The 24450-nt window shown below is 60.6% G+C and carries 25 protein-coding genes; 22 read left to right on the top strand and 3 right to left on the bottom strand.

Annotation, left to right across the window (positions count from 1 at the left end):
• Positions 1 to 5: 5 nt before the first annotated feature.
• A complete protein-coding gene (gene hemC / locus DTW90_RS12930) occupies positions 6 to 935 on the bottom strand; it encodes a hydroxymethylbilane synthase (protein ID WP_149338779.1) in 930 nt (309 codons plus the stop codon).
• Between the two features lie 73 nt (positions 936 to 1008).
• Here hemC and tsaD point away from each other — a divergent pair, with 73 nt between their 5' ends.
• The 5 genes from tsaD (at position 1009) to DTW90_RS12905 (ending at position 4571) form a co-directional block, all read left to right on the top strand.
• Positions 1009 to 2106 carry a tRNA (adenosine(37)-N6)-threonylcarbamoyltransferase complex transferase subunit TsaD gene (gene tsaD, locus DTW90_RS12925; RefSeq protein WP_149338777.1) on the top strand — a complete coding sequence of 366 codons (1098 nt, stop codon included), beginning with the start codon at positions 1009 to 1011 and terminating at the stop codon, positions 2104 to 2106.
• Complete coding sequence (locus DTW90_RS12920; RefSeq protein WP_149338775.1) at positions 2103 to 3092, top strand: NAD(P)H-dependent glycerol-3-phosphate dehydrogenase; 990 nt, start codon at positions 2103 to 2105, stop codon at positions 3090 to 3092. Before tsaD ends, DTW90_RS12920 begins: the two co-directional genes overlap by 4 nt.
• Positions 3093 to 3121: 29 nt before the next feature.
• A complete protein-coding gene (locus DTW90_RS12915; protein WP_149338773.1) occupies positions 3122 to 3415 on the top strand; it encodes a YciI-like protein in 294 nt (97 codons plus the stop codon).
• 2 nt (positions 3416 to 3417) lie between these two features.
• Positions 3418 to 3849: an EVE domain-containing protein gene (locus DTW90_RS12910; RefSeq protein WP_149338771.1), complete on the top strand. Its 432-nt coding sequence runs from the start codon at positions 3418 to 3420 to the stop codon at positions 3847 to 3849.
• 71 nt (positions 3850 to 3920) lie between these two features.
• Positions 3921 to 4571, top strand: a complete 651-nt coding sequence (locus DTW90_RS12905; RefSeq protein ID WP_149338769.1) for a methyltransferase — start codon at positions 3921 to 3923, stop codon at positions 4569 to 4571.
• Here the strand turns inward: DTW90_RS12905 and DTW90_RS12900 are convergent, their stop codons facing one another.
• Positions 4572 to 5252 carry a hypothetical protein gene (locus DTW90_RS12900; protein ID WP_149338768.1) on the bottom strand — a complete coding sequence of 227 codons (681 nt, stop codon included), beginning with the start codon at positions 5250 to 5252 and terminating at the stop codon, positions 4572 to 4574.
• A gap of 305 nt (positions 5253 to 5557) precedes the next feature.
• Between DTW90_RS12900 and sdhC the strand changes: the two genes are divergently transcribed.
• The 17 genes from sdhC (at position 5558) to DTW90_RS12815 (ending at position 23378) form a co-directional block, all read left to right on the top strand.
• Complete coding sequence (gene sdhC, locus DTW90_RS12895; protein WP_132522061.1) at positions 5558 to 5953, top strand: succinate dehydrogenase, cytochrome b556 subunit; 396 nt, start codon at positions 5558 to 5560, stop codon at positions 5951 to 5953.
• A gap of 13 nt (positions 5954 to 5966) precedes the next feature.
• Entirely contained in the window at positions 5967 to 6347 is a 381-nt protein-coding gene (sdhD, locus tag DTW90_RS12890; protein WP_132522059.1) for a succinate dehydrogenase, hydrophobic membrane anchor protein, read from the top strand.
• A gap of 7 nt (positions 6348 to 6354) precedes the next feature.
• Positions 6355 to 8211: a succinate dehydrogenase flavoprotein subunit gene (sdhA, locus tag DTW90_RS12885; protein ID WP_149338766.1), complete on the top strand. Its 1857-nt coding sequence runs from the start codon at positions 6355 to 6357 to the stop codon at positions 8209 to 8211.
• An 18-nt stretch (positions 8212 to 8229) separates the two neighbouring features.
• Positions 8230 to 9009: a succinate dehydrogenase iron-sulfur subunit gene (locus tag DTW90_RS12880; RefSeq protein ID WP_149338764.1), complete on the top strand. Its 780-nt coding sequence runs from the start codon at positions 8230 to 8232 to the stop codon at positions 9007 to 9009.
• Positions 9010 to 9026: 17 nt separating this feature from the next.
• The gene (locus DTW90_RS12875; protein WP_132522053.1) at positions 9027 to 9851 is read left to right on the top strand and encodes a nucleotidyltransferase domain-containing protein; all 825 of its coding nucleotides are present in this window, start codon (positions 9027 to 9029) and stop codon (positions 9849 to 9851) included.
• Positions 9852 to 10036: 185 nt separating this feature from the next.
• Positions 10037 to 10558: a protease inhibitor Inh/omp19 family protein gene (locus DTW90_RS12870; RefSeq protein WP_132522051.1), complete on the top strand. Its 522-nt coding sequence runs from the start codon at positions 10037 to 10039 to the stop codon at positions 10556 to 10558.
• A gap of 58 nt (positions 10559 to 10616) precedes the next feature.
• On the top strand, positions 10617 to 11780 hold the full coding sequence (gene zapE, locus DTW90_RS12865; protein WP_149338762.1) for a cell division protein ZapE: 1164 nt from the start codon (positions 10617 to 10619) through the stop codon (positions 11778 to 11780).
• Positions 11781 to 11955: 175 nt separating this feature from the next.
• A complete protein-coding gene (gene mdh / locus DTW90_RS12860; RefSeq protein WP_132522047.1) occupies positions 11956 to 12918 on the top strand; it encodes a malate dehydrogenase in 963 nt (320 codons plus the stop codon).
• Between the two features lie 37 nt (positions 12919 to 12955).
• Complete coding sequence (gene sucC, locus DTW90_RS12855; protein ID WP_132522045.1) at positions 12956 to 14149, top strand: ADP-forming succinate--CoA ligase subunit beta; 1194 nt, start codon at positions 12956 to 12958, stop codon at positions 14147 to 14149.
• Between the two features lie 18 nt (positions 14150 to 14167).
• Positions 14168 to 15070: a succinate--CoA ligase subunit alpha gene (gene sucD, locus DTW90_RS12850; RefSeq protein ID WP_149338760.1), complete on the top strand. Its 903-nt coding sequence runs from the start codon at positions 14168 to 14170 to the stop codon at positions 15068 to 15070.
• A gap of 260 nt (positions 15071 to 15330) precedes the next feature.
• On the top strand, positions 15331 to 18315 hold the full coding sequence (locus tag DTW90_RS12845) for a 2-oxoglutarate dehydrogenase E1 component (RefSeq protein WP_149338758.1): 2985 nt from the start codon (positions 15331 to 15333) through the stop codon (positions 18313 to 18315).
• Between the two features lie 12 nt (positions 18316 to 18327).
• A complete protein-coding gene (locus tag DTW90_RS12840; protein WP_132522039.1) occupies positions 18328 to 18654 on the top strand; it encodes a YciI family protein in 327 nt (108 codons plus the stop codon).
• A 26-nt stretch (positions 18655 to 18680) separates the two neighbouring features.
• A complete protein-coding gene (gene odhB, locus DTW90_RS12835; protein WP_132522037.1) occupies positions 18681 to 19940 on the top strand; it encodes a 2-oxoglutarate dehydrogenase complex dihydrolipoyllysine-residue succinyltransferase in 1260 nt (419 codons plus the stop codon).
• A 54-nt stretch (positions 19941 to 19994) separates the two neighbouring features.
• On the top strand, positions 19995 to 20384 hold the full coding sequence (locus tag DTW90_RS12830; protein WP_132522035.1) for an MAPEG family protein: 390 nt from the start codon (positions 19995 to 19997) through the stop codon (positions 20382 to 20384).
• A gap of 9 nt (positions 20385 to 20393) precedes the next feature.
• Positions 20394 to 21149, top strand: coding sequence for an SDR family oxidoreductase (locus DTW90_RS12825; RefSeq protein WP_149338756.1), 756 nt, complete (start codon positions 20394 to 20396; stop codon positions 21147 to 21149).
• A 177-nt stretch (positions 21150 to 21326) separates the two neighbouring features.
• Positions 21327 to 22733 (top strand): dihydrolipoyl dehydrogenase, encoded by a 1407-nt coding sequence (gene lpdA / locus DTW90_RS12820; protein ID WP_149338754.1) that lies wholly within the window; start codon positions 21327 to 21329, stop codon positions 22731 to 22733.
• Between the two features lie 141 nt (positions 22734 to 22874).
• Positions 22875 to 23378: a DUF2867 domain-containing protein gene (locus DTW90_RS12815; protein ID WP_149338753.1), complete on the top strand. Its 504-nt coding sequence runs from the start codon at positions 22875 to 22877 to the stop codon at positions 23376 to 23378.
• On the opposite strand, the gene DTW90_RS12810 is transcribed toward DTW90_RS12815, so the two are convergent.
• Positions 23362 to 24420 carry a TraB/GumN family protein gene (locus DTW90_RS12810; RefSeq protein ID WP_149338751.1) on the bottom strand — a complete coding sequence of 353 codons (1059 nt, stop codon included), beginning with the start codon at positions 24418 to 24420 and terminating at the stop codon, positions 23362 to 23364. The genes DTW90_RS12815 and DTW90_RS12810 overlap by 17 nt on opposite strands.
• Positions 24421 to 24450: the final 30 nt, after the last annotated feature.

The following is a 24450-nucleotide window of genomic DNA, read 5'->3' as shown; positions in this document are numbered from 1 at the left end:
GCCGCTCAGCTCCAGTCTGAGAAGAAGGTGCTGCCCGCCTGTTCGCGGATCGCCTGGCCGGCATTGGTGCCGAGCGCTTCGGCATCGCGGCAGTGGCCCTCGATCGTGATCGTGTGCACCTTGCTGCCATCGGGCGTCAGGATCATGCCGAAGAAGCGGATATGGTCACCCTCGCAGACGGCATAACCGGCAATCGGGGTGCGGCAGGAACCGTCCAGTGCGGCAAGGAAGCCGCGTTCGCAGGAAACGGTGTGATGGGTCGGCACGTCATTGATGGCAGACAGAAGCGCGTCGGTGCGCTCGTCGCCGGCACGGCTTTCGATGGCGATTGCGCCCTGCGCCGGAGCCGGCGGGAACTCGTCAGGATCGAGGATATCTGTCAGCACTTCGACCTTGCCGAGCCGCTTCAGACCGGCGAGAGCCAGCAGTGTCGCATCGACCTGGCCTTCGTTCAGCTTGCGCAGCCGCGTCTCGACGGCGCCGCGGAAAGTGACGACCTTGATATCGGGTCGCAGGCGGCGGATCAGCGCCTGCCGGCGCAAGGAGGCGGAACCGACGGTGGCTCGATGCGGCAGTTCGAGCAGCTTTGGCGCCGTGCGTCCGATGACCACGTCGCGAATATCCTCGCGGGGCAGAAAGGCGGAGAGATAGAGGCCTTCCGGCAGTTTTGTCGCCATGTCCTTGGCGGAGTGGACGGCAAGGTCGAGATCTCCAGAGAGAAGCTTCAACTCCAGCTCTTGTGTGAAGAGACCCTTGCCCCCAATTTCTGCGAGCGAGCGATCGGTGATCCGGTCGCCCGTCGTTGTCATGACGACGATTTCGAACATTTCTTCCGGCAGGTCGTGGGCCGCCATCAGCCGATCGCGGGCCTCGTGCGCCTGCGCCAGCGCCAGGGGGCTGCCGCGCGTACCGATCCGGAAAGGTTTTGTTTGCATCCGCTTTGATCCGTTGTTACCGACAGTTCTCGTAAACAGGTTTCCATATCACCGCAATCAACGAACAGGCTCCATGGCTCCCTTTCTTCGCATACTCGGCATCGAAACAAGCTGCGACGAGACCGCCGCTGCCGTGGTCGAGCGTGGGCAGGATGGAAGCTCCATCGTACTCTCCGACGTTGTTCTGAGCCAGCTTGACGAACATAGTGCGTATGGCGGCGTCGTGCCCGAGATTGCGGCGCGGGCCCATGTCGAGGCGCTTGATACGCTGATCGAAGAAGCACTGAAACGTGCCAATGTGTCGCTTGCCGATGTGGATGCGATCGCCGCAACATCAGGCCCCGGCCTGATCGGCGGGCTGCTCGTCGGCTTGATGACCGGGAAGGCGATCGCGCGGGCGGCCGGCAAGCCGCTCTACGCCGTCAATCATCTGGAAGGTCATGCGCTGACCGCGCGGCTGACGGACGGTCTCTCTTTTCCCTACCTGATGTTGCTCGTGTCAGGCGGCCATACACAGCTCATCCTCGTGCGCGGCGTCGGCGATTATGAGCGCTGGGGCACGACCATCGACGATGCGTTGGGCGAAGCCTTCGACAAGACGGCGAAGCTGCTTGGGCTGCCCTATCCCGGCGGGCCTGCCGTCGAGGAGGCCGCAAAGACCGGCAACCCTGACCGCTTCGATTTTCCGCGGCCGCTGGTGGGCGAGGCGCGGCTTGATTTTTCCTTTTCCGGCCTGAAGACAGCTGTGCGACAGGCGGCGACCGAGATTGCACCTTTGACGCAGCAGGATATCGCCGACATCTGCGCCTCCTTCCAGAAAGCAGTGTCGCGCACGCTGAAGGACCGGATCGGCCGCGGGCTTCAGCGCTTCAAACGAGAATTCCCGCATCTGGACGAGATGCCGGCGCTGGTCGTCGCCGGCGGCGTTGCGGCCAATCTCGAATTGCGGGCGACGCTGCAGGATCTCTGCAGCGTCAACGGTTTCCGCTTCATCGCCCCGCCGCTTCGCCTTTGCACGGACAATGCGGTGATGATCGCCTGGGCCGGGCTCGAGCGCATGGCCAAGGGCGCTGCCGCCGACGATCTCGACGTACAGCCACGGTCGCGCTGGCCGCTCGATTCCAAGGCCGAGACGCTGCTGGGCCACGGCAAACGAGGTGCGAAGGCATGAGCGAAGGTGAACGCATTGCCGTCATCGGCGCCGGTGCCTTCGGTACGGCGCTTGCGGCCGTTATTGCGCTGACCGGCCGCCATTCCGTGACGCTGATCGGCCGCGATCCCGAACTGATCGCCGATCTTAGGGCGGAAGGCCTGCACGAGGCGGCGCTACCGGGCATTCAATTGCCGGATTCGCTCAATTATTCGGCCGAGCCGGATGTGCTCCAGGATGCCAGCATCGTGCTTTTCGTCATGCCTTCCCAGGCTCAGGCGGACGCTGCACGGCATTATGGTCCTTATCTTCACAAGGACGCGATCGTCGTCACCTGCGCCAAGGGGATCGACCGCGTCTCCGGCGATATATTGACCGATATGCTGGAACGGGAATTGCCCGACCATGACATCGCCGTCCTTTCCGGTCCCGGCTTTGCGACCGATATCGCCAGGGGATTGCCGACGGCGATGGCGATCGCTGCGGCGGATATGGCGGTCGCTGAGCGTCTCGCGCAGGCGATCTCGGGTCGCACCTTCCGTCTTTATGCCTCGTCCGACCGGATCGGGGTGCAGCTCGGCGGAGCGCTCAAGAATGTGCTGGCGATTGCCTGCGGCATCGTCGAGGGCGGCGGCATCGGCGATTCGGCCCGCGCGGCGCTGATCAGTCGGGGGCTTGCGGAAATGTCCCGCTTCATCGTTGCCAAGGGCGGCAAGGCCGAAACTGCGCGCGGCCTCTCGGGGCTTGGCGATCTGGTGCTCACGGCAACCAGCCACCAGTCGCGCAATCTGCGTTTCGGCATGGCGCTTGGTCGCGGCGAGACGGTCGACCCCGCGCATGGGACGCTTGTCGAGGGTGCGCTTGCGGCTTCCGTGGCCTCGCGGCTTGCGGAAAAGCTTGATGTCAGCATGCCGATAACAGATGCGGTCACTGCGATTATCGAAGGCTCGCTCGCCATTCCTGACGCCATCGAGCAGCTGATGACACGGCCGATCACCACGGAATGAATTTTTGATTTCGGAAGGAGAATGACGAAATGCTTTTTGCCTTTGTCTGCAAGGATAAGCCCGGCCACCTTCAAGTGCGCATGGACACACGCCCCGCGCATGTCGAGCACCTGAACAAGCTCAACGCCGAGGGTACGCTCAAGATGGCGGGTCCGTTCCTGGATGCAGAGGGCAAACCGAACGGCAGCCTCGTCATCGTCAATGCCCATTCGATCGAGGCCGCCAAGGCGCTCGCCGATGCCGACCCCTATACCAAGGCCGGGCTTTTCGAGAGCGTGGAGATCAAGCCATTCAACTGGGTCTTCAACAATCCGGAGGCGTGACCATGGCGCATTGGCTCTATAAATCCGAGCCCTCTTCGTGGTCCTGGCAGCAGCAGAAGGACGCTGGCGAGAAGGGGACCGAGTGGACCGGTGTTCGCAACTATCTCGCCCGCAACAACATGCGAGCGATGAAGATCGGCGACAAGGGTTTCTTCTATCATTCCAACGATGGGCTAGAGATCGTCGGCATTGTCGAGGTCTGCGCGCTGTCGCATCCCGATTCGAGTGCCAAGGGCGATCCCAAGTGGGACTGCGTCGATATCCGCGCCGTGCGCGACATGCCGCAGCCGGTGACGCTCAAGGACGTTAAGGCAAATCCGAAGCTTGAGAAAATGGCGCTGGTCACCTCCATGCGCCTTTCGGTGCAGCCTGTGACAGACGAGGAATGGGCCGAGGTCTGCCGCATGGGCGGACTGGATAATCCACCGCTTTAGCCTTTTGATTGAACGCAATTCGGGACGGAGAGCGGCTTTGCACTGTTCCCGGATTTGCAATCGAGGATGATTTGAAAACCGATCCGGAGAGCTTCATCCGCGCAAATACCAGCCTGATGGCTCCGCCACATGTGCCGGAGATCAGGCTCTATCTGGCGAGCGAAGCGCATGATCTCTGGCTGAAGACGGAAGACGAGCTTCAGGAAATCGGTCTGCCGCCGCCGTTCTGGGCTTTCGCCTGGGCCGGCGGGCAGGGGCTTGCCCGCTATATCCTCGATCACCCTGATATGGTGAGGGGCAGGCGGGTTCTCGATTTTGCCAGCGGTTCCGGTCTGGTCGCGATCGCCGCCCGGCTTTCGGGCGCGGCTGAGGTCATCGCCGCTGATATCGACCCCTGGGCCGAAACCGCCGTGCGCCTGAATGCCGCCGCAAATGGCGTGGCGATCGAATTTACCTCGGACGATCTCCTCGGCGGGCGCGTCGATGCCGATATCGTGCTGGCCGGCGACGTCTTCTACGACCGAGATTTCGCGGATCGAATCATTCCGTGGTTCAGGACGCTTGCGCAACAGGGCAAGCCTGTTCTGGTTGGCGATCCCGGAAGGGCCTATCTTCCGAAAGATCGCCTGGAAGCCTGCGCAACCTACGCGGTGCCTGTCACCCGCGCGCTCGAAGACAGCGAGGTCAAGAAGACCACGGTCTGGCGTTTTTTAGCCGAGTAATTACCTCGCCCTGATCACGCAGACGCCGTTTTCATGCGAGCAGGGATCGCCGGCTCTCGCCGTATCGATGATCTTTGCTCCCGGATGCGGGTCGGTCACCTGGTCCGGCCCGCCGCCGGCATAGCCGTAGCCGGTGACGTAAGTGCCGCCATCAGCGCGGTAGACATCGGTCGAGCCTGCGTAGTTGTTGCTGATCAGATCGGTGTCGGCGCGGTCGCTCAATATGACGGTCACGCCGCTGCCGCGGTTGGTGATGACGCCTGACGACGACGAAAGCGTCAGCAGGCGATTGGGACCGAAGCGGCGGTTGCCCCAAGAGCCGCGATTGTTCCAGCCAAAGCCTTTGTTCCAGCCACGGTTATTCCAGCCAAAGCCGTTGTTCCAGGCAAAACCGTTATTGCGGAAAACACCGCGATTGCGGAAACCGTCGCGCCGGTCATGAAAGCCGCCGCGCCCGAAGCGGCCGCGGTCGGCAAACTGGAACCGGCGGCCCGGATCGAAGTTGCGATGAAATCCATTGCGATTGCCCGCAAAGGGACCATGGAAGGAACCGGGGAAGACGCGCGAGTGGAAACCGCGACCACCTCCGCGCCAATCGGCGGCTGAAACCGGCAGAGCGAACGAAAATGCAGCGACCATCGCAAGCACGAGCAGGCCTGCCTTCAAAATACGCGCAAACATCGCCTCACACTCCTTACTCTTAACAAATCATTAAGAGAGTGCCGCAAAGGGGGCGCCAAGTCCATGTGAAGATGGTGGAAATCGGCGGAATAGTTAACGCGTTTAACCTTACCCGAACTGATCGCGGATAAGCTCCTGTAAACTCGAATCGATTAAATTCCGAGCAGGCATCAATTGTGCTTGTAGATGGGCGCTTGGGTCATTAAACGTCGCAATTGATGCAACGCACACAGAAATTTGTCATTCGTGTGTTGCCCCCGGGTTCGCCCGAGATTGAAATCGCATCGTAACGCCGCGAGGTTCTGATGGCGAACGTCACACAAAACCGGCCCCTGTCGCCGCACCTACAAATCTACAAACCCATTCCCACCATGGTTATGTCGATCGTTCACCGAATCACCGGTGGCGCTCTTTATTTCGGCACTGTGCTGGTTGCCTGGTGGCTGATTGCCGCCGCCACGGGGCAGGCCTATTTCGACCTGGTCAACTGGATCATGGGCTCGATCATCGGCCGCCTGGTCCTGCTCGGCTATACCTGGGCGCTGCTGCACCACATGCTCGGCGGCTTCCGCCACTTCATGTGGGATCTCGGCTATGGCTTCGAGAAGGAATTCTCCACGAAAATGGCCAAGGCTACGATCATCGGTTCGCTCTGTCTTACCGTCCTCGTCTGGGCTATCGGCCTCGCTGTCCGCTTCTGAAGGTTAGATTTCCATGGATATGCGCACCCCTTTGGGTAAAGTCCGCGGCCTTGGCTCCGCCAAGGAAGGCACGGACCATTTCTGGCGCCAGCGGCTGACTGCAGTCGCCAACGTGCCGCTCATCATTTTCTTCGTCATTTTCCTCATGATCTACGCCGGCGCACCCTATGCCGACGTGGTCCACGCGCTGTCGAACCCGTTCGTGTCGGTCATCATGGGTCTGATGGTCATTTCCGGCGTCATTCACATGAAGCTCGGCATGCAGGTCATCATCGAAGACTATGTGCATGGCGAATTCGGCAAGATCGCTCTCCTGATGCTCAACACGTTCTTTGCGATCATCGTCGCTGGGCTCTGTCTCTTCGCCATTCTGAAGATCGCATTCGTAGGATAACAGCATCATGGCTCCGAATTCATCCGCTCAGAATGGGCCCGCTCAAAACGGGAAAGCCTATCAGTACGTCGATCACTCCTATGACGTGATCGTCGTCGGCGCCGGCGGCGCCGGGCTTCGCGCCACGCTCGGCATGGCCGAACAGGGCTTCCGCACCGCCTGCATCACCAAGGTTTTCCCGACCCGCTCGCACACGGTTGCGGCACAGGGCGGTATCGCCGCCTCGCTGCGCAACATGACGCCCGACAGCTGGCAGTGGCACCTCTACGACACCGTCAAGGGTTCCGACTGGCTCGGCGACGTCGATGCCATGCAGTACCTGACCATGGAAGCGCCGAAGGCCGTTTACGAGCTGGAACATTACGGCGTTCCCTTCTCTCGTAACGAGGAAGGCAAGATCTACCAGCGCCCGTTCGGCGGCCATATGCAGAACTATGGCGAAGGCCCGCCGGTACAGCGCACCTGCGCCGTTGCCGACCGTACCGGCCATGCCATCCTGCACACGCTCTATGGCCAGTCGCTGCGCAACAATGCCGAATTCTTCATTGAGTATTTCGCGCTCGACCTGATCATGTCGGAAGACGGCAGCCGCTGCACCGGCGTTGTTGCCTGGTGCCTCGATGACGGCACGATCCATCGCTTCGCCGCCAAGATGGTGGTGTTGGCGACCGGCGGTTACGGCCGCGCCTATTTCTCCGCCACCTCGGCCCATACCTGCACCGGCGACGGCGGCGGCATGGTTGCCCGCGCAGGCCTGCCGCTCCAGGACATGGAATTCGTGCAGTTCCATCCGACCGGCATCTACGGCTCCGGCTGTCTGATCACGGAAGGCGCGCGCGGCGAAGGCGGCTATCTCGTCAACTCCGAGGGCGAGCGCTTCATGGAGCGTTATGCGCCGTCGGCCAAGGACCTTGCTTCGCGCGACGTCGTCTCGCGCTGCATGACGCTGGAAATCCGCGAGGGCCGCGGCGTCGGCAAGAACAAGGACCACATCTTCCTGCATCTCGACCATCTCGATCCTGCTGTTCTGCATGAGCGTCTGCCGGGCATTTCCGAGAGCGCCAAGATCTTCGCCGGCGTCGACGTGACCCGCGAGCCGATCCCGGTTCTGCCGACCGTCCACTACAATATGGGTGGCATTCCGACGAACTATTGGGGCGAAGTGCTGAACGCCGACAGCTCCAATCCGGAGCGGATCATTCCGGGCCTGATGGCCGTCGGCGAAGCCGGCTGTGCCTCGGTGCACGGCGCAAACCGCCTCGGCTCAAACTCGCTGATCGATCTCGTGGTCTTCGGCCGCGCCGCCGCCATCCGCGCCGGCGAAGTCATCGATCGCGCCGCTCCTGTGCCGCATCTCAACGTTGCCGCCTGCGACAAGATCATGGACCGCTTCGATGGCCTGCGTCACGCCAGTGGCGGTACGCCGACGGCTGTGCTGCGCGAGAAGATGCAGCGGGCGATGCAGGAAGACGCAGCCGTCTTCCGCACCCAGGAATCGCTGGAATCGGGTTGCCGTCGCCTGTCGGAAATCTGGGGCGAGATGAAGGACATCAAGGTCACCGACCGCTCGATGATCTGGAACTCCGACCTCGTTGAGACGCTCGAGCTTCAGAACCTGATGGCGAACGCGATCACGACGATCTACGGCGCCGAAGCCCGCAAGGAAAGCCGCGGCTCGCACGCTCGCGAGGACTATACCGAAGGCAAGTTCGCCGGACGCGACGACGAAAACTGGCGCAAGCACACGCTTGCCTGGGTCAACGACGCCGGCGACGTGAAGCTCGACTATCGCCCGGTTCATACCGAACTGATCGCCGAAGGCATCGATCCGCACAAGATCGAGCCCAAGGCTCGCGTCTATTGATCGCTAGAGGAACCGGACATGGTTGAACTCGCTCTTCCCAAGAACTCTCAGATCCGCCCGGGCAAGGTCTGGCCGAAGCCGCAGGGTGCCAAGAACACCCGCGAATTTCGCGTCTATCGCTGGAGCCCGGATGACGGCCAGAACCCGTCGATCGACACTTTCTACATCGATGTCGACGATTGCGGCCCGATGGTGCTCGACGGTCTGCTCTACATCAAGAACAAGATCGATCCGACGCTGACGCTGCGCCGCTCCTGCCGCGAAGGCATTTGCGGCTCCTGCGCGATGAATATCGACGGCACCAACACGCTCGCCTGCACCAAAGGTTTGGACGAGATCAAGGGTGCCGTGAAGATCTATCCGCTGCCGCATATGCCTGTCGTCAAGGACCTCGTGCCTGACCTCACCAACTTCTACGCCCAGCATCGCTCGATCGAGCCCTGGCTGAAGACGGTATCGCCGACGCCGGCCAAGGAATGGAAGCAGAGCCATGATGACCGTGCGAAGCTCGACGGTCTCTACGAGTGCATCCTATGCGCCTGCTGCTCGACCTCCTGTCCGAGCTACTGGTGGAACGGCGACCGCTACCTCGGCCCGGCCGTTCTGCTGCAGGCCTATCGCTGGCTGATCGACAGCCGCGACGAAGCAACGGGCGAGCGCCTCGACAATCTCGAGGATCCCTTCCGCCTCTATCGCTGCCACACGATCATGAACTGCGCGCAGACCTGCCCCAAGGGCCTCAACCCGGCAAAGGCGATCGCGGAGATCAAGAAGATGATGGTCGAGCGCCGCGTTTAAGCAAGATGTACCAAGAGATGAATGGGATTTCGGCGACGGGGCTTGACAGTTTCGATCCGCAAGCCGTCGCCGAGATCCGAACCCGGCTCGATTCCGTTCGCGCCGAAGGCGTTCGTATCGGCTTTGCCATTGAAAGTGGCAGCCGGGCATGGGGTTTTCCCTCGCCCGACAGCGACTATGACTGCCGGTTCGTTTACATCCGCCCGACGCGGGATCACCTGCATCTTGTTTCGTACCGTGATGTCATCGAATTTCCGATCGTCGGCGATATCGATACGGGCGGCTGGGATCTACGCAAGGCGTTGCTTCTGGCGTTGAAGGGCAATGCAGTTTTGGTCGAATGGATTAAATCTCCCATCGTCTACGAGGAGGAGCCGGGATTTCGGGCGCGTCTTTCTGTATTGCTGGGTGAGATCATGCTGCCGAGCAAGGTTGCGGAGCACTATATCGGCCTGCTGCGCCAGCAATGGCAGCCGGTGGATCCCGCAGGCGCTAAGCTGAAGAAGCTTCTCTATGCGGTAAGACCGGCTGTCGCGCTGGAGTGGATGCGTCAAACCGGGTTTTCGCGACTGCCGCCGATGAACCTCATCGAGTGTCTGGCAGAGACCGATATCGAGCCCTCGCTTAAGACCGCCATTCTCGATCTCATCGAAGTCAAGAAGCTTACCCGGGAGATGGGTGAAGGCGCCGTGCCTGATGGAATTGCACTTTTCGTCGGACGGACGATGGAGCGTTTCGCGAAGCATCCCATGAAAGCCGAGAGGGATGTGGCGAGGGAGGAAACCGCTCATCAGCTTGCCGATGCGTTCTATCAGGAGGAAATCCTGCAGGTGAAACAGTAATGTTCGGATCGAAAAGTCTTGATTTGTGCAAAAATGCGCCAAATTTGTCCCATGCTTTTCCGATTATCCTGCCTTGGTACAAATTCTCCTAGCGTCGACTTGATTCAATTGGGCCTTTCACGATAATTCGGCCGTGATTGCGCGCCAGCTTCAGCTCAAGGCCAGGAAATCTCAGGAGTGTGATGATGCAATTGAAATATGCTGCGGTGGCTGCGGTCGTCGGTCTCTCGCTCGCTGGGTGCCAACGCACCGAATATAGTTCTTCCAATTATTCGCCACCTCCTCTCCAGGCTGCACCCGTTCCTTCCGTTCAAGCCGGTCAGCTCCCGGATCCCAGCGCCTCGCAGTTCCCGGCAGCGCCGACGACGACTGCGCCAGCGCCCGGCGGCGTGCAGCAGCAGAACACGCAGCTTGCCTCGGCAGCGCAGGATGTCACGAAGGAATCCATGGTCGGCAGCTGGAAGGTCAGCAACGGCGGTTCCAGCTGTGACATGTTCCTGACCCTCACCAATCTCGGCAGCGGTTCGCGCGGCGGCACGCGTGGCTGTGTCGGTCCGCTGACGGCTATGGGCTCCTGGGAAGTCTCCGGCAAGCAGGTCCTGCTGAAGGACCGCGACGGCAACACGCTCGGCACGCTCTATAAGACTGCGGATTCCCGCTTCGACGGCTCGACGTCCGCCGGCCAGACGATAAGCCTCAGCCGATAAACGGGCAGGCGGCCGAACGGCCGCCCCTTACTTACGACAGACAGGCGGATGTTTCCCCATGCAGCCCATGCCTGATTATTCCATCAGCGTCAGCGAACAATTGAAGTCGCTGACGGCGTCCGGCTCGCTCCAGGTCGACTCGGCGCAGATGGATGTGGCGAAATCCCTGGATCGCGTTCTCTCCCATCTCAAGCAGAAGCGACCGGCGGCGAAATCCAGCGCTCTCGGCTGGCTTTTCGCGGCAAAGAAGAAGCCGGCGGAGGTGGCGAAGGGCCTCTACATCCATGGCAGCGTCGGGCGCGGCAAGACCATGTTGATGGACATGTTCTTTTCAATGGCGCCCTGCGCCAAGAAACGCCGGGCTCATTTCCATGAGTTCATGGCCGATGTGCACAACCGTATCGCGGGGCACCGCCTGAAGTTCAAGAACGGCGAGACGAAGCAGGCCGACCCCGTGCCGCCCGTCGCCGCCGATCTGTTCGCCCAGGCGGAATTGCTGTGCTTCGATGAATTCTCGGTCACCGACATCGCCGATGCGATGATCCTGTCGCGGCTGTTTTCGGAGCTCTTTTCGCTGGGCTGCGTCCTTGTCGCGACCTCGAACGTCGAGCCTGACAATCTCTACAAGGATGGCCTGAACCGTGGCCTCTTCCTGCCGTTCATCGACCTCCTGAAGCGGTATGTCGACATCGTTTCCCTGGATTCTCCGACGGATTACCGGATGGAGAAGCTCAACAGCCAGCCGGTCTATCTGGTGCCGCTCAACCGGCGCAACGACATGGCGATGGATGCGACCTGGGCGCATGCGCTTGCCGGCCGCAAGGCTTCGCCAACAGAGATACCGATGAAGGGCCGCTCGATCCACGTGCCTCTTGCCGTCGATCGGATGGCGCGGTTCTCGTTTGAGGACCTATGCGACAAGCCGCTCGGCGCTGCCGACTTCCTGGCGATCTCCGACCGTTTCGACACGATCTTTGTCGATCGCGTGCCGAAGATGGGGGCGGATAAGCGTAATCAGATCAAGCGCTTCATCATTCTTGTCGACACGCTCTACGATCATTCCGTTCGCCTCTATATATCGGCGGAGGCAATGCCGGAGGAGCTTCTGATCGAGCGGCGCGGCACCGAAGGCTTTGAATTCGATCGCACCGCTTCACGGCTTTTTGAAATGCGCAGCGCCGAATATTTGTCACAGACTCATGCTAGACGAGCAGCTGAGTAACGATTTGTTGAGACTTTGTCTTACGTTTACGTAAGAATTTTGATATCTAACCGATTGAATTTGCTCGCTCAAAAATAATCAATTGCCATTTTTTGACTTTGGGTCTATGCGATTGGCGGCAGTGATCGAGGCTAAAACTGTCGATCATGGATTTGACCGCAAAGGATTTACCGAAATGGCGCGCAATAAGATCGCTCTCATTGGTTCTGGCATGATTGGTGGCACGCTGGCGCATCTCGCCGGCCTGAAGGAGCTCGGCGACATCGTCCTGTTCGACATCGCTGACGGCATTCCCCAGGGCAAGGGCCTCGATATCGCTCAGTCTTCGCCGGTCGAAGGTTTCGACGCGAACCTCACCGGTGCCAGCGACTATTCCGCCATCGAAGGCGCTGACGTCTGCATCGTCACTGCAGGTGTTGCCCGCAAGCCCGGCATGAGCCGCGACGACCTTCTCGGTATCAACCTCAAAGTCATGGAGCAGGTCGGCGCCGGCATCAAGAAGTATGCCCCGAACGCTTTCGTCATCTGCATCACCAACCCGCTCGACGCCATGGTCTGGGCGCTGCAGAAGTTCTCGGGCCTCCCGGCCAACAAGGTCGTCGGCATGGCTGGCGTTCTCGACAGCTCGCGCTTCCGCCTCTTCCTCTCGCAAGAATTCAACGTTTCCGTCCAGGACGTCACGGCATTCGTTCTCGGCGGCCACGGCGACACGATGGTTCCGCTTGCGCGCTACTCGACCGTTGGCGGCATTCCGCTGACCGACCTCGTCACCATGGGCTGGGTCACCAAGGAACGCCTCGAAGAAATCATCCAGCGCACCCGTGATGGCGGCGCCGAAATCGTCGGCCTGCTGAAGACCGGCTCGGCCTACTACGCACCGGCTGCTTCCGCGATCGAAATGGCCGAATCCTACCTCAAGGACAAGAAGCGCGTTCTGCCCTGCGCCGCTCACCTCGACGGCCAGTACGGCGTCAAGGATATGTATGTCGGTGTTCCGACCGTCATCGGTGCCGGCGGTATCGAGCGCATCATCGAGATCGACCTGAACAAGACCGAGAAGGAAGCCTTCGACAAGTCCGTCGCTGCTGTCGCCGGTCTTTGCGAAGCCTGCATCAACATCGCGCCGTCCCTCAAGTAATCTGGCGCTCAAGTAATCGAAACAGGGATCTTCCCAAATGAACATTCACGAATATCAGGCCAAGGCCCTGCTCAAGGGTTACGGCGCACCGGTCGCTGAAGGCGTGGCTATCCTCAAGGTCGAGGAAGCCGAAGCTGCAGCCAAGTCGCTCCCAGGTCCGCTTTACGTGGTCAAGAGCCAGATCCATGCCGGTGGTCGCGGCAAGGGCAAGTTCAAGGAACTCGGCCCTGATGCCAAGGGCGGCGTTCGTCTCGCCAAGTCGATCGACGAAGTCGTGGCCCATGCCAAGGAGATGCTCGGCAACACGCTGGTAACTGCCCAGACCGGCCCTGCCGGCAAGCAGGTCAACCGCCTCTACATCGAAGACGGTGCTGACATCGAGCGTGAGCTTTACTGCTCGCTCCTGGTCGACCGTTCGGTTGGCAAGGTTGCCTTCGTCGTTTCGACCGAAGGCGGCATGGACATCGAAGCTGTCGCTCACGACACGCCGGAGAAGATCCACACGATCGCCATCAACCCGGAAGCCGGTGTAACCGCTGACGACGTTGCCAAGATCGCCAAGGCTCTGGAACTAACCGGTGCAGCAGCCGAAGATGCGAAGTCGCTCTTCCCGGCGCTTTACAAGGCGTTCGGCGAAAAGGACATGGCTCTCCTCGAAGTCAACCCGCTGATCGTCATGAAGAACGGCCATCTGCGTGTCCTCGACGCCAAGATGTCCTTCGACGGCAACGCGCTCTTCCGCCACGACGACGTCAAGACGCTGCGTGACGAGACCGAAGAAGACGCCAAGGAAATCGAAGCCTCCAAGTGGGACCTCGCTTACGTTGCCCTCGACGGCAACATCGGCTGCATGGTCAACGGCGCAGGTCTTGCCATGGCGACGATGGACATCATCAAGCTTTACGGCAAGGAGCCGGCGAACTTCTGTGACGTCGGCGGCGGCGCCGGCAAGGAGAAGGTTGCTGCAGCCTTCAAGATCATCACCGCGGACCCGAAGGTCGAGGGCATCCTCGTTAACATCTTCGGTGGCATCATGAAGTGCGACGTCATCGCTGAAGGCGTCATCGCCGCGGTGAAGGAAGTCGGCCTCAAGGTTCCGCTCGTCGTGCGCCTCGAAGGCACCAATGTCGAGCTCGGCAAGAAGATCCTGAACGAATCGGGTCTCGCGATCACGGCAGCTGACGACTTGGACGATGCGGCCAAGAAGATCGTCGCGGCGATCAACGGCTAATTTGAAGGATCTGAAAGAATGTCCATTCTCGTCAATAAGAATACCAAGGTCCTCGTTCAGGGCCTGACCGGCAAGACCGGCACGTTCCACACGGAACAGGCCCTTGCTTATTACGGCACCCAGATGGTCGGCGGTATCCACCCGAAGAAGGGTGGCGAAACCTGGACCGGCTCGAAGGGCGAAATCCTGCCGATCTTCGCGACCGTTGCCGAAGCCAAGGAAAAGACCGGCGCCGACGCGTCTGTCATCTATGTTCCGCCGGCTGGTGCAGCAGACGCGATCATCGAAGCGATCGACGCCGAGATCCCGTTCATCACCTGCATCACCGAAGGCATCCCGGTCATGGACATGGTCCGCGTCAAGGCTCGCCTCGATCGCTCCAAGTCGCGCCTGCTCGGCCCGAACTGCCCAGGCATCCTGACGCCGGAAGAATGCAAGATCGGCATCATGCCGGGCTCGATCTTCCGCAAGGGTTCGGTCGGTATCGTTTCCCGTTCGGGCACGCTGACCTACGAAGCTGTCTTCCAGACTTCGAACGAAGGTCTCGGCCAGACGACGGCTGTCGGCATCGGCGGCGACCCGGTCAAGGGCACCGAGTTCATCGACGTGCTCGAAATGTTCCTCGCTGACGAAGCCACGACCTCGATCATCATGATCGGCGAAATCGGCGGCTCGGCTGAAGAAGATGCAGCCCAGTTCCTCAAGGACGAAGCCAAGAAGGGCCGCAAGAAGCCGATGGCCGGCTTCATCGCTGGCCGTACCGCTCCGAAGGGCCGCACCATGGGCCACGCCGGCGCTGTCGTTTCCGGCGGCAAGGGCGATGCGGAATCCAAGATCGCTGCCATGGAATCGGCAGGCATCAAGGTGTCTCCTTCCCCGGCACGCCTCGGCAAGACGCTGGTTGAAGTCCTCAAGGGCTGATCCGACTTATTAAACCGGGCGAGGAGCGGCATCTGCACCTCGCCCGGTCCATTCGTTCAAGAGCAGATGCGCCGCGGACAGGCGGCAATGAAGCAATTCCAGCAAAGCTGCGCAGCGGTTTTGTCCGGAATTGCGAAAAATCGGGAAGATAGGAGCGTTTCGCGAGAAAAGCGCAAACGGTCCAGAGAATGCGGTAGCCGGCAATGCGACCGGCGGATTCATCGAAGTCAGGAGGCGGACGGAAGCGTCCGCATATCGCCATGGCACGGCAAGAAGCCAACGAACAGTTTCAGATCACTTCGTTTCTGGATGGCGCCAACGCTGCCTATATCGAGCAGCTCTACGCGCGCTACGAGGAAGATCCCACATCGGTAGACGATCAGTGGCGGACCTTCTTCAAGGCTCTGGAAGATAATCCCGACGATGTGAAGAAGGCGGCCAAGGGCGCGTCCTGGCAGCGCAAGAACTGGCCGATCCCGGCACGGGGCGATCTCGTATCGGCCCTCGACGGCGATTGGGGCATTGTCGAGAAGGTTGTCGAAACCAAGCTGAAGGCGAAGGCCGAGGCTGCAGGCACCCCCGCCAGCGCGACCGACGTGCTGCAGGCGACCCGCGATTCGGTTCGCGCCATCATGATGATCCGCGCCTATCGCATGCGTGGTCACCTGCATGCCAAGCTCGATCCGCTCGGCATCGCGGCCCCGGTCGAAGATTATCACGAGCTGTCGCCGGAAAATTACGGCTTCACGTCCGCCGATTACGATCGCAAGATCTTCATCGACAACGTGCTCGGTCTTGAATACGCGACCATCCGGGAGATGATCGAGATTCTCGAGCGCACCTATTGCTCGACGCTCGGCGTCGAGTTCATGCACATGTCCAACCCGGAAGAGAAGTCCTGGATCCAGGAGCGCATCGAAGGGCCGGACAAGGGTGTTGCCTTCAGCCCCGAGGGCAAGAAGGCCATCCTGCAGAAGCTGGTCGAAGCCGAAGGCTACGAGCAGTTCCTCGACGTTCGCTTCAAGGGCACCAAGCGCTTCGGTCTCGACGGCGGTGAATCGCTGATCCCGGCGCTGGAGCAGATCCTCAAGCGCGGCGGTTCGCTCGGCCTGCGTGAAGCCGTATTCGGCATGGCCCATCGCGGCCGCCTGAACGTGCTCTCCCAGGTCATGGGCAAGCCGCACCGCGCCATCTTCCACGAGTTCAAGGGCGGCTCCTACGCACCTGACGAAGTCGAAGGTTCTGGTGACGTCAAGTATCACCTGGGCGCCTCGTCCGATCGCGAATTCGACGGCAACAAGATCCACGTGTCGCTGACGGCAAACCCGTCGCACCTGGAAATCGTCGATCCTGTCGTCATGGGCAAGGCTCGCGCCAAGCAGGACATGGGCGCAACCGTCTGGGACGGCGACACCATTCCGCTGTCCGAGCGCTCCAAGGTTCTGCCGCTGCTGATCCATGGCGATGCGGCCTTTGCCGGCCAGGGCGTTATCGCTGAAATTCTCGGCCTGTCGGGCCTGCGCGGCCATCGCGTCGCCGGCACGATGCATGTGATCATCAACAACCAGATCGGTTTCACCACCAATCCGGCCTTCTCGCGTTCGTCGCCTTATCCGTCCGACGTCGCGAAGATGATCGAAGCGCCGATCCTGCATGTCAACGGCGACGATCCGGAAGCGGTCGTCTACGCTGCCAAGATCGCCATGGAATTTCGTATGAAGTTCCACAAGCCTGTCGTCCTCGACATGTTTTGCTACCGTCGATACGGCCACAATGAAGGCGATGAGCCGTCTTTCACGCAGCCGAAGATGTACAAGGTCATTCGTGGTCACAAGACGGTGCTGCAGATCTATGCCGATCGTCTGGTGGGCGAAGGCCATATCAGCGAAGGCGAAGTCGAAAAGCTGAAGGCTGACTGGCGCGCGCATCTCGAACAGGAGTTCGAGGCTGGCCAGCACTACAAGCCGAACAAGGCCGACTGGCTTGATGGCGAGTGGTCCGGCTTGCGCGCTGCCGACAATGCGGACGAACAGCGTCGCGGCAAGACCGCCGTCCCGATGAAGCAGCTGAAGGAGATCGGCCGGAAGCTTTCGGAAATCCCGGCAGGCTTTAACGCCCACCGCACGATCCAGCGCTTCATGGAAAACCGTGCCGGCATGATCGCGACCGGCGAAGGTCTCGACTGGGCCATGGCAGAGGCGCTTGCTTTTGGCGCGCTTGTCACGGAAGGCCACAAGATTCGTCTCTCGGGCCAGGATTGTGAACGCGGTACGTTCTCGCAACGTCATTCGGTTCTCTACGATCAGGAAACTGAAGAGCGCTATATCCCGCTCGCAAACCTGTCGCCGACGCAGGCCCGCTACGAAGTCATCAACTCGATGCTGTCTGAAGAAGCCGTACTCGGCTTCGAATACGGCTATTCGCTGGCCCGTCCGAACGCGCTGACCCTCTGGGAAGCTCAGTTCGGCGACTTTGCCAACGGTGCGCAGGTCGTGTTCGACCAGTTCATCTCCTCGGGCGAACGCAAGTGGTTGCGCATGTCCGGTCTCGTCTGCCTTCTGCCGCATGGCTATGAAGGCCAGGGCCCGGAACACTCTTCGGCCCGTCTGGAGCGCTACCTCCAGCTCTGCGCGGAAGACAACATGCAGGTCGCCAACGTCACGACGCCGGCGAACTACTTCCACATCCTGCGCCGTCAGTTGAAGCGTGATTTCCGCAAACCGCTGATCCTGATGACGCCGAAGTCGCTGCTGCGCCACAAGCGCGCCGTATCGAGCCTTGCCGAACTCGCCGGCGAATCCTCGTTCCACCGCCTGCTGTGGGACGACGCCGAGGTGATCAAGGACGGCCCGATCAAGCTGCAGAAGGATGCCAAGATCCGCCGCGTCGTCATGTGCACCGGCAAGGTCTATTACGACCTTCTGGAAGAGCGCGAAAAGCGCGGCATCGACGATGTTTACCTGCTGCGCATCGAGCAGCTCTATCCGTTCCCGGCCAAGGCGCTCATCAACGAGCTCAGCCGCTTCCGCAACGCGGAAATGGTCTGGTGCCAGGAAGAGCCGAAGAACATGGGCGCATGGTCCTTCATCGATCCTTATCTGGAATGGGTGCTTGCCCATATCGATGCCAAGTACCAGCGGGTTCGCTACACCGGCCGTCCGGCCGCCGCCTCTCCGGCGACGGGCCTGATGTCCAAGCATCTGGCGCAGCTCGCCGCATTCCTCGAGGATGCGCTCGGCGGTTAAGGAGTTGGCGCGATGGCTTATTTTCATCTGAAATTGACGCCACCGCGCCCCAGCTTCCCGCATGATGCGACCGCTGAAGAGATGGCCGCCATGCAACGTCACGCCGCCTACTGGCGGCAGAATGCAGAGACCGGGATGGCGATCGCCGTCGGCCCGGTCTTCGAAAGAGAAGGCGCATGGGGGATGGCAATCATCGAAGTCGCTGATGCCGACGCTGCCAAGGCGGTCGGCGATGCCGATCCCGTGATCCTTGCAGGTATCGGTTTCCGCTTCGACGTTTCGCCCATTCCTTCGATCATTCTCCGGCAAGCTTCTGCCGGAGCGCCGTCCAACTCATAACGATCAAAAAATTCAGGATTTGAACAATGGCCACAGAAATCCGCGTTCCAACCCTCGGCGAGTCCGTCAGTGAAGCGACCGTTGGTACCTGGTTCAAGAAGGTCGGCGATGTCGTCAAGGCCGACGAGCCGCTCCTCGAGCTTGAAACCGACAAGGTGACGATCGAAGTGCCGGCTCCTTCTGCCGGAACGCTTTCGGAAATCGTTGCGCAGGCTGGCGAAACGGTCGGTCTCGGCGCACTGCTCGGCCAGATCGCCGAAGGTGCCGGCGCTACCGCCGCACCCGCCGCTGCAAAGGTTGCCGAAACTGTCGGCGCTGCTGCTCCGGCCGCTGCCGCAGCTCCTGCTGCGCCCGTCGTTTCTGCTCCAGCTCCGGCTGCTTCCTCCATGCCGCCGGCTCCGGCTGCTGCCAAGCTGCTTGCTGAAAGCAACCTCTCGGTCGATCAGGTCGACGGCAGCGGCAAGCGTGGCCAGGTCCTGAAGGGTGACGTGATCGCTGCCGTTGCCAAGGGCATTGCGGCTCCTGTCGCAGCCGCACCGGCTGCAGCTCCGGTCGCCGCCCGCGGCCCGTCGACGGTCGAAGACGCAGGGCGCGAAGAGCGCGTCAAGATGACCCGCCTGCGCCAGACGATCGCCAAGCGCCTGAAGGACGCCCAGAACACCGCCGCCATGCTCACCACCTACAACGAGGTGGACATGAAGGCCGTCATGGACCTGCGCGCCAAGTACAAGGACGTCTTCGAAAAGAAGCATGGCGTCAAGCTCGGCTTCATGGGCTTCTTCACCAAGGCCGTGACCCATGCGCTGAAGGAACTGCCGGCCGTCAACGCCGAGATCGACGGCACCGACCTGATCTACAAGAACTACTGCCATATCGGCATGGCCGTCGGCACCGACAAGGGCCTCGTCGTTCCGATCATCCGCGATGCAGACCAGATGTCGATCGCCGAGATCGAAAAGGACCTCGGCCGTCTCGCCAAGGCTGCCCGTGATGGCACGCTGTCGATGGCCGACATGCAGGGCGGCACCTTCACCATCACCAATGGCGGTGTCTACGGTTCGCTGATGTCCTCGCCGATCCTGAATGCGCCGCAGTCGGGCATTCTCGGCATGCACAAGATCCAGGACCGTCCTGTTGTCGTCGGCGGCCAGATCGTCATCCGCCCGATGATGTATCTCGCGCTCTCCTACGACCACCGTATCGTCGACGGCAAGGAAGCGGTTACCTTCCTCGTCCGCGTCAAGGAAAGCCTGGAAGATCCGGAACGTCTGGTTCTCGATCTCTAAGAACGGTGCAGGGCCGCCACGAGCGGCCCTTTCTGCCATTCCGGGGCATTCTCCATGTCGTTCGAACTGACCTATCTCCTGTGGAGCACGGCGCTGGCCTTCATCTACATGATGGTCCAGGCGAGCGTCTATCGCCTCCAGTCGGGCGTGGCGGAGGCCAATTCGACGCGTGATGACGAGCCGGAACCCAATCTCCTGACGGGGCGCGCGACCCGCGCATTTCGCAATTTTCAGGAAACATATCCTGTTTTCATTGCGCTTACGGTTGTCGCTGTCGCCGCGGGACGGGCTGATGCCTTGACCCATTGGGGCATCCTGTTGTGGTTCTGGGCGCGGCTTGCCTATTTGCCCGCCTATCTCCTCGGTCTCAGCCCCTGGCGTTCGTTGATCTGGGCGGTTTCGTTGACAGGTCTCGTCCTGATGTTCGTTGGCGTTTTGCGGTGAGGATGGAAGATGAGCGATAATTCTCCGGTACTTCTGGTCACGGGCGGCAGCCGCGGCATCGGGGCCGCGATCTGCATCGGCGCGGCGCGCCAGGGCTGGCGTGTGGTTGTCAATTACGCCTCGAACAAGCAAGCCGCCGATCAGGTGGTCGACGCGGTCCGTGCGGCCGGTAGCGATGCCATCGCGATTGCGGGCGATGTCGGTGATGTTGCCGGGATCGCTTCGATATTCGAGGCCGCCGACCGCCATTTCGGCCGGCTTGACGGGCTCGTCAACAATGCCGGGATCGTCGATATGGTGCAGCGCGTCGACCAGATGTCGCCGGAGCGGCTCGACCGGATGTTCCGCATCAACATCACCGGCTCGATCCTCTGCGCCAAGGAAGCCGTGCTTCGCATGTCGACGCGCCACGGCGGCAAGGGCGGCTCGATCGTCAATATCTCTTCCATGGCCGCGATCTTCGGTGGCCCCGGCCAATATGTCGATTACGCGGCCTCCAAGGGTGCGATCGATACGTTCACGATCGGCCTTGCGCGTGAGGTGGTCGCGGAGGGAATTCGGGTCAACTGCATTCGCCCCGGTATTATCGACACTGACATCCATGCGTCCGGTGGGCTGCCGGATCGCGTCCGGGACCTCGGTCCGACGCTGCCGATGGGCCGGGTCGGTACGTCGGAAGAAGTCGCCGACGCCGTCCTCTACCTATTGTCTCCATCCGCGTCCTATGTAACCGGCTCGATCCTCAATGTGAGCGGCGGCCGATAGGGGTAGACATGCAGTCGTTTCGATCCTCTTCATCGTCAGGCCGTTGCGCGAGCGTTTTAGCGCCGGACGATAGTTCACCCGTATTTCCCGGTGCGGTTTCGGCCTGCTCCGGTTTCCGTTTGGCGCTTGAGCGCGCCGCCGATTAATTGGACGCCTTCAAAAAAAGGAAATTAAACAATGTCCTATGATGTGATTGTTATCGGAACCGGCCCCGGCGGCTATGTCTGCGCCATCAAGGCGGCACAGCTCGGCCTCAAGGTCGCGGTCGTGGAAAAGCGCACGACCTTCGGCGGCACCTGCCTGAACATCGGCTGCATTCCGTCGAAGGCACTGCTGCATGCTTCCGAGATGTTCCATCAGGCCGGTCACGGCATGGATGCGCTCGGCATCGAAGTCGGCGCACCGACGCTCAATCTTTCCAAGATGATGGCGCACAAGGATGCGACGGTGAAGTCCAACGTCGATGGCGTCGCCTTCCTGTTCAAGAAGAACAAGATCGACAGCTTCATCGGCACGGGCAAGATCGTCGCGACCGGCAAGGTTTCCGTAACCGCCGAAGACGGCAAGGTTCAGGAGATCGAGGGCAAGAATATCGTCATCGCCACCGGCTCCGACGTTGCAGGCATTCCCGGCGTTCCGGTCGAAATCGATGAGAAGGTCATCATCTCGTCGACCGGCGGTATCGCGCTCGACAAGGTTCCCGGCAGCATGATCGTGGTCGGCGGCGGCGTCATCGGCCTCGAGCTCGGCTCGGTCTGGTCGCGCCTCGGCGCCAAGGTCACCGTTGTCGAATATCTCGACACCATCCTCGGCGGCATGGACGGCGAAGTGTCGAAGCAGACCCAGCGCCTGCTCGCCAAGCAGGGCCTCGAATTCCATCTCGGCGCCAAGGTGACCGGTGTTGAAAAGTCCGGCGCCGGCGCGAAGGTGACGTTCGAGCCGGTCAAGGGCGGCGACAAGGTCGTGCTTGATGCCGATGTCGTGCTGATCTCCACCGGCCGCAAGCCCTACACGTCAGGCCTCGGCCTTGAAGAAGCCGGCGTGAAGCTGGACAACCGCGGTCGCGTGGAAATAGACGGCCATTTCAAGACCAATGTCGCCGGCATCTATGCGATCGGCGACGTGGTCAAGGGCCCGATGCTGGCGCACAAGGCTGAAGATGAAGGTGTGGCGCTTGCCGAAATCTTGGCCGGCCAGGCTGGCCATGTGAACTACGATGTCATTCCTGCCGTCGTCTACACGCAGCCGGAAGTGGCTTCCGTCGGCAAGACCGAGGAAGAGCTGAAGGCCACAGGCATTGCCTACAAGGTCGGCAAGTTCCCCTTCACCGCCAACGGCCGCGCCCGCGCGATGCTTGCGACGGATGGCTTCGTGAAGATCCTGGCCGACAAGGAAACCGACAAGGTTCTCGGCGGCCATATCGTCGGCTTCGGCGCCGGCGAGATGATCCACGAGATCACCGTCCTGATGGAATTCAGCGGTTCGTCGGAAGATCTCGGCCGCACCTGCCACGCGCACCCGACCATGTCGGAAGCGGTGAAGGAAGCTGCGATGGCAGCTACGTTCAAGCCGATCCATATGTGATTCGTCTCGGGAGCTGCAGCACCGGCTGCGGCTCCCCACCAGATAGTGCCAATGCGCATTGTCGCAGCCTCACAATAGGCCAGGCAGGGGACGTCACGCAGTGGTATGCTGCGCCGTAGACGCAAGCGGAACGGCCTCGCGATGCAGAACGATTTTGCCAAACCGACGAAAATTGTACCACGCCTGCCACATCCTGCGTTGCCCGGTGCCGATTGGGCGGATTGCTACCGGATCGCTGTCGGCCGGAGCATGAGAGCTGACGAGGCAGCCCGATTGGTCCTGGGCCGTTTTCCCTATTGGGTGAAGGTGCTGATAACGATCCGCGACGCCTTGGTCGCGCCTTTCGGGATCAAACCGTCGACGGCGCATAAGCCCGGCGATATCGACATGATCGGCATCTTTCCTGTCGTAAGCCGGTCCGCCCGTCAGGTGGTGCTCGGCTTCGACGACCGCCACCTCGATTTCCGCGCTGTTATCGATGTCAACGAACGCGATGGGCGAACATTCGTCAGCTCGACAACGCTTGTTCGGCGCAAAGTATTGTTTGGAAAACTCTATCTGATGGCAATCACGCCGTTTCACAATCTCATCGTCGAAACGGCGCTCATCAATCTCAATCGTGCCGCCCTCAATCCGCAGCCGTGACCGTAAAACCCTGCTTGCGCAGGAGTTCGACCAATCCCTCATCGCCAGCAAGATGCGCACTACCGACAGCGATCATGGCGCGACCCTTATCCAGATAGGGTTTGGCGCGTTCAGCCATAATCTTGTTACGATCAGTAAGAACGTACTGCGTGTAGGACTGGGCGACTGATTCACCCGCACCAAAAACATTGCTCAGTGCGATGATTTTCCCGATATCATGCACTTTGTAGAGATCTATTACGGTCTCCAATTGGTCGTCATTGCTGTAGGGTATTGCAAAAGATCGTCGAACAGCCTCGAGCATCAAGGCGTCGGGAACGCGGGCGATTGCCTGAAACTGCTCCAGCGGAGTTTCGAGACCGACAAGTGCGATCTTCTTGTCGAGTGCTTTCTTTGCGATCGCTTGATCGAGAACGTCCCTCCCGGCTTTCATCAGACGGGTTTCGCATGTCGGCATTTCCAGGTTGAGCATCAGAAACCAGGGTCGCATCCGCGCGACGAGATCAAGCGGCACTCCGTGCTGCTTCAAGGAAGTCGCAAGCTCGACTGTCTCCTCCGGCGGGAGTAGATGGTCGAGCCTGTCGTCCTGAAGCATCGTCAACTCAGGATGTTTCAACACTTCCAGGCCAATGGTTACCGGTTGGACAACCTCCTTCAACTCCACAAGTACAGTATCAACCTTGTCAAAGGCGCTGAATGCCTTCGAGGGGAGAGTGAAAATGCGTGGATCCCTTGAATGAATGGTGCCGAAAAGCCAAGATGGCTTCAGTCCTTTCCTTTCGACCTTCCAAAGAATGTGTCTGCCGTTTCGGACCGACCGAGCCTCTTTGAGAAAAGTCCGGTAACGCTCCGGCTGACTTGCCTTCAGCCGCGGCAATAGGCTTTGGGCGGGACATTGCACGCCGTCTGGTGCAGAGGTCGGCGACGCGTTTGCCGGGGCAAGCAGCAAAAGAAATACAACGAGATGGAGTGTGAAGGTCCCTAGAACCTTCGCCGTATCACGTAAAATCGGACCGAAAATCATGTGCTTTAAATTGACCACAACTGTAATTTTGCGGAAAATTTCTTCGGC

Source organism: Neorhizobium sp. P12A (assembly GCF_008365395.1).
Taxonomy (GTDB): Bacteria; Pseudomonadota; Alphaproteobacteria; order Rhizobiales; family Rhizobiaceae; genus Rhizobium.
The sequence above is the reverse complement of the archived record's forward strand: the minus strand, read 5'-3'. Positions and strand labels throughout refer to the sequence as shown.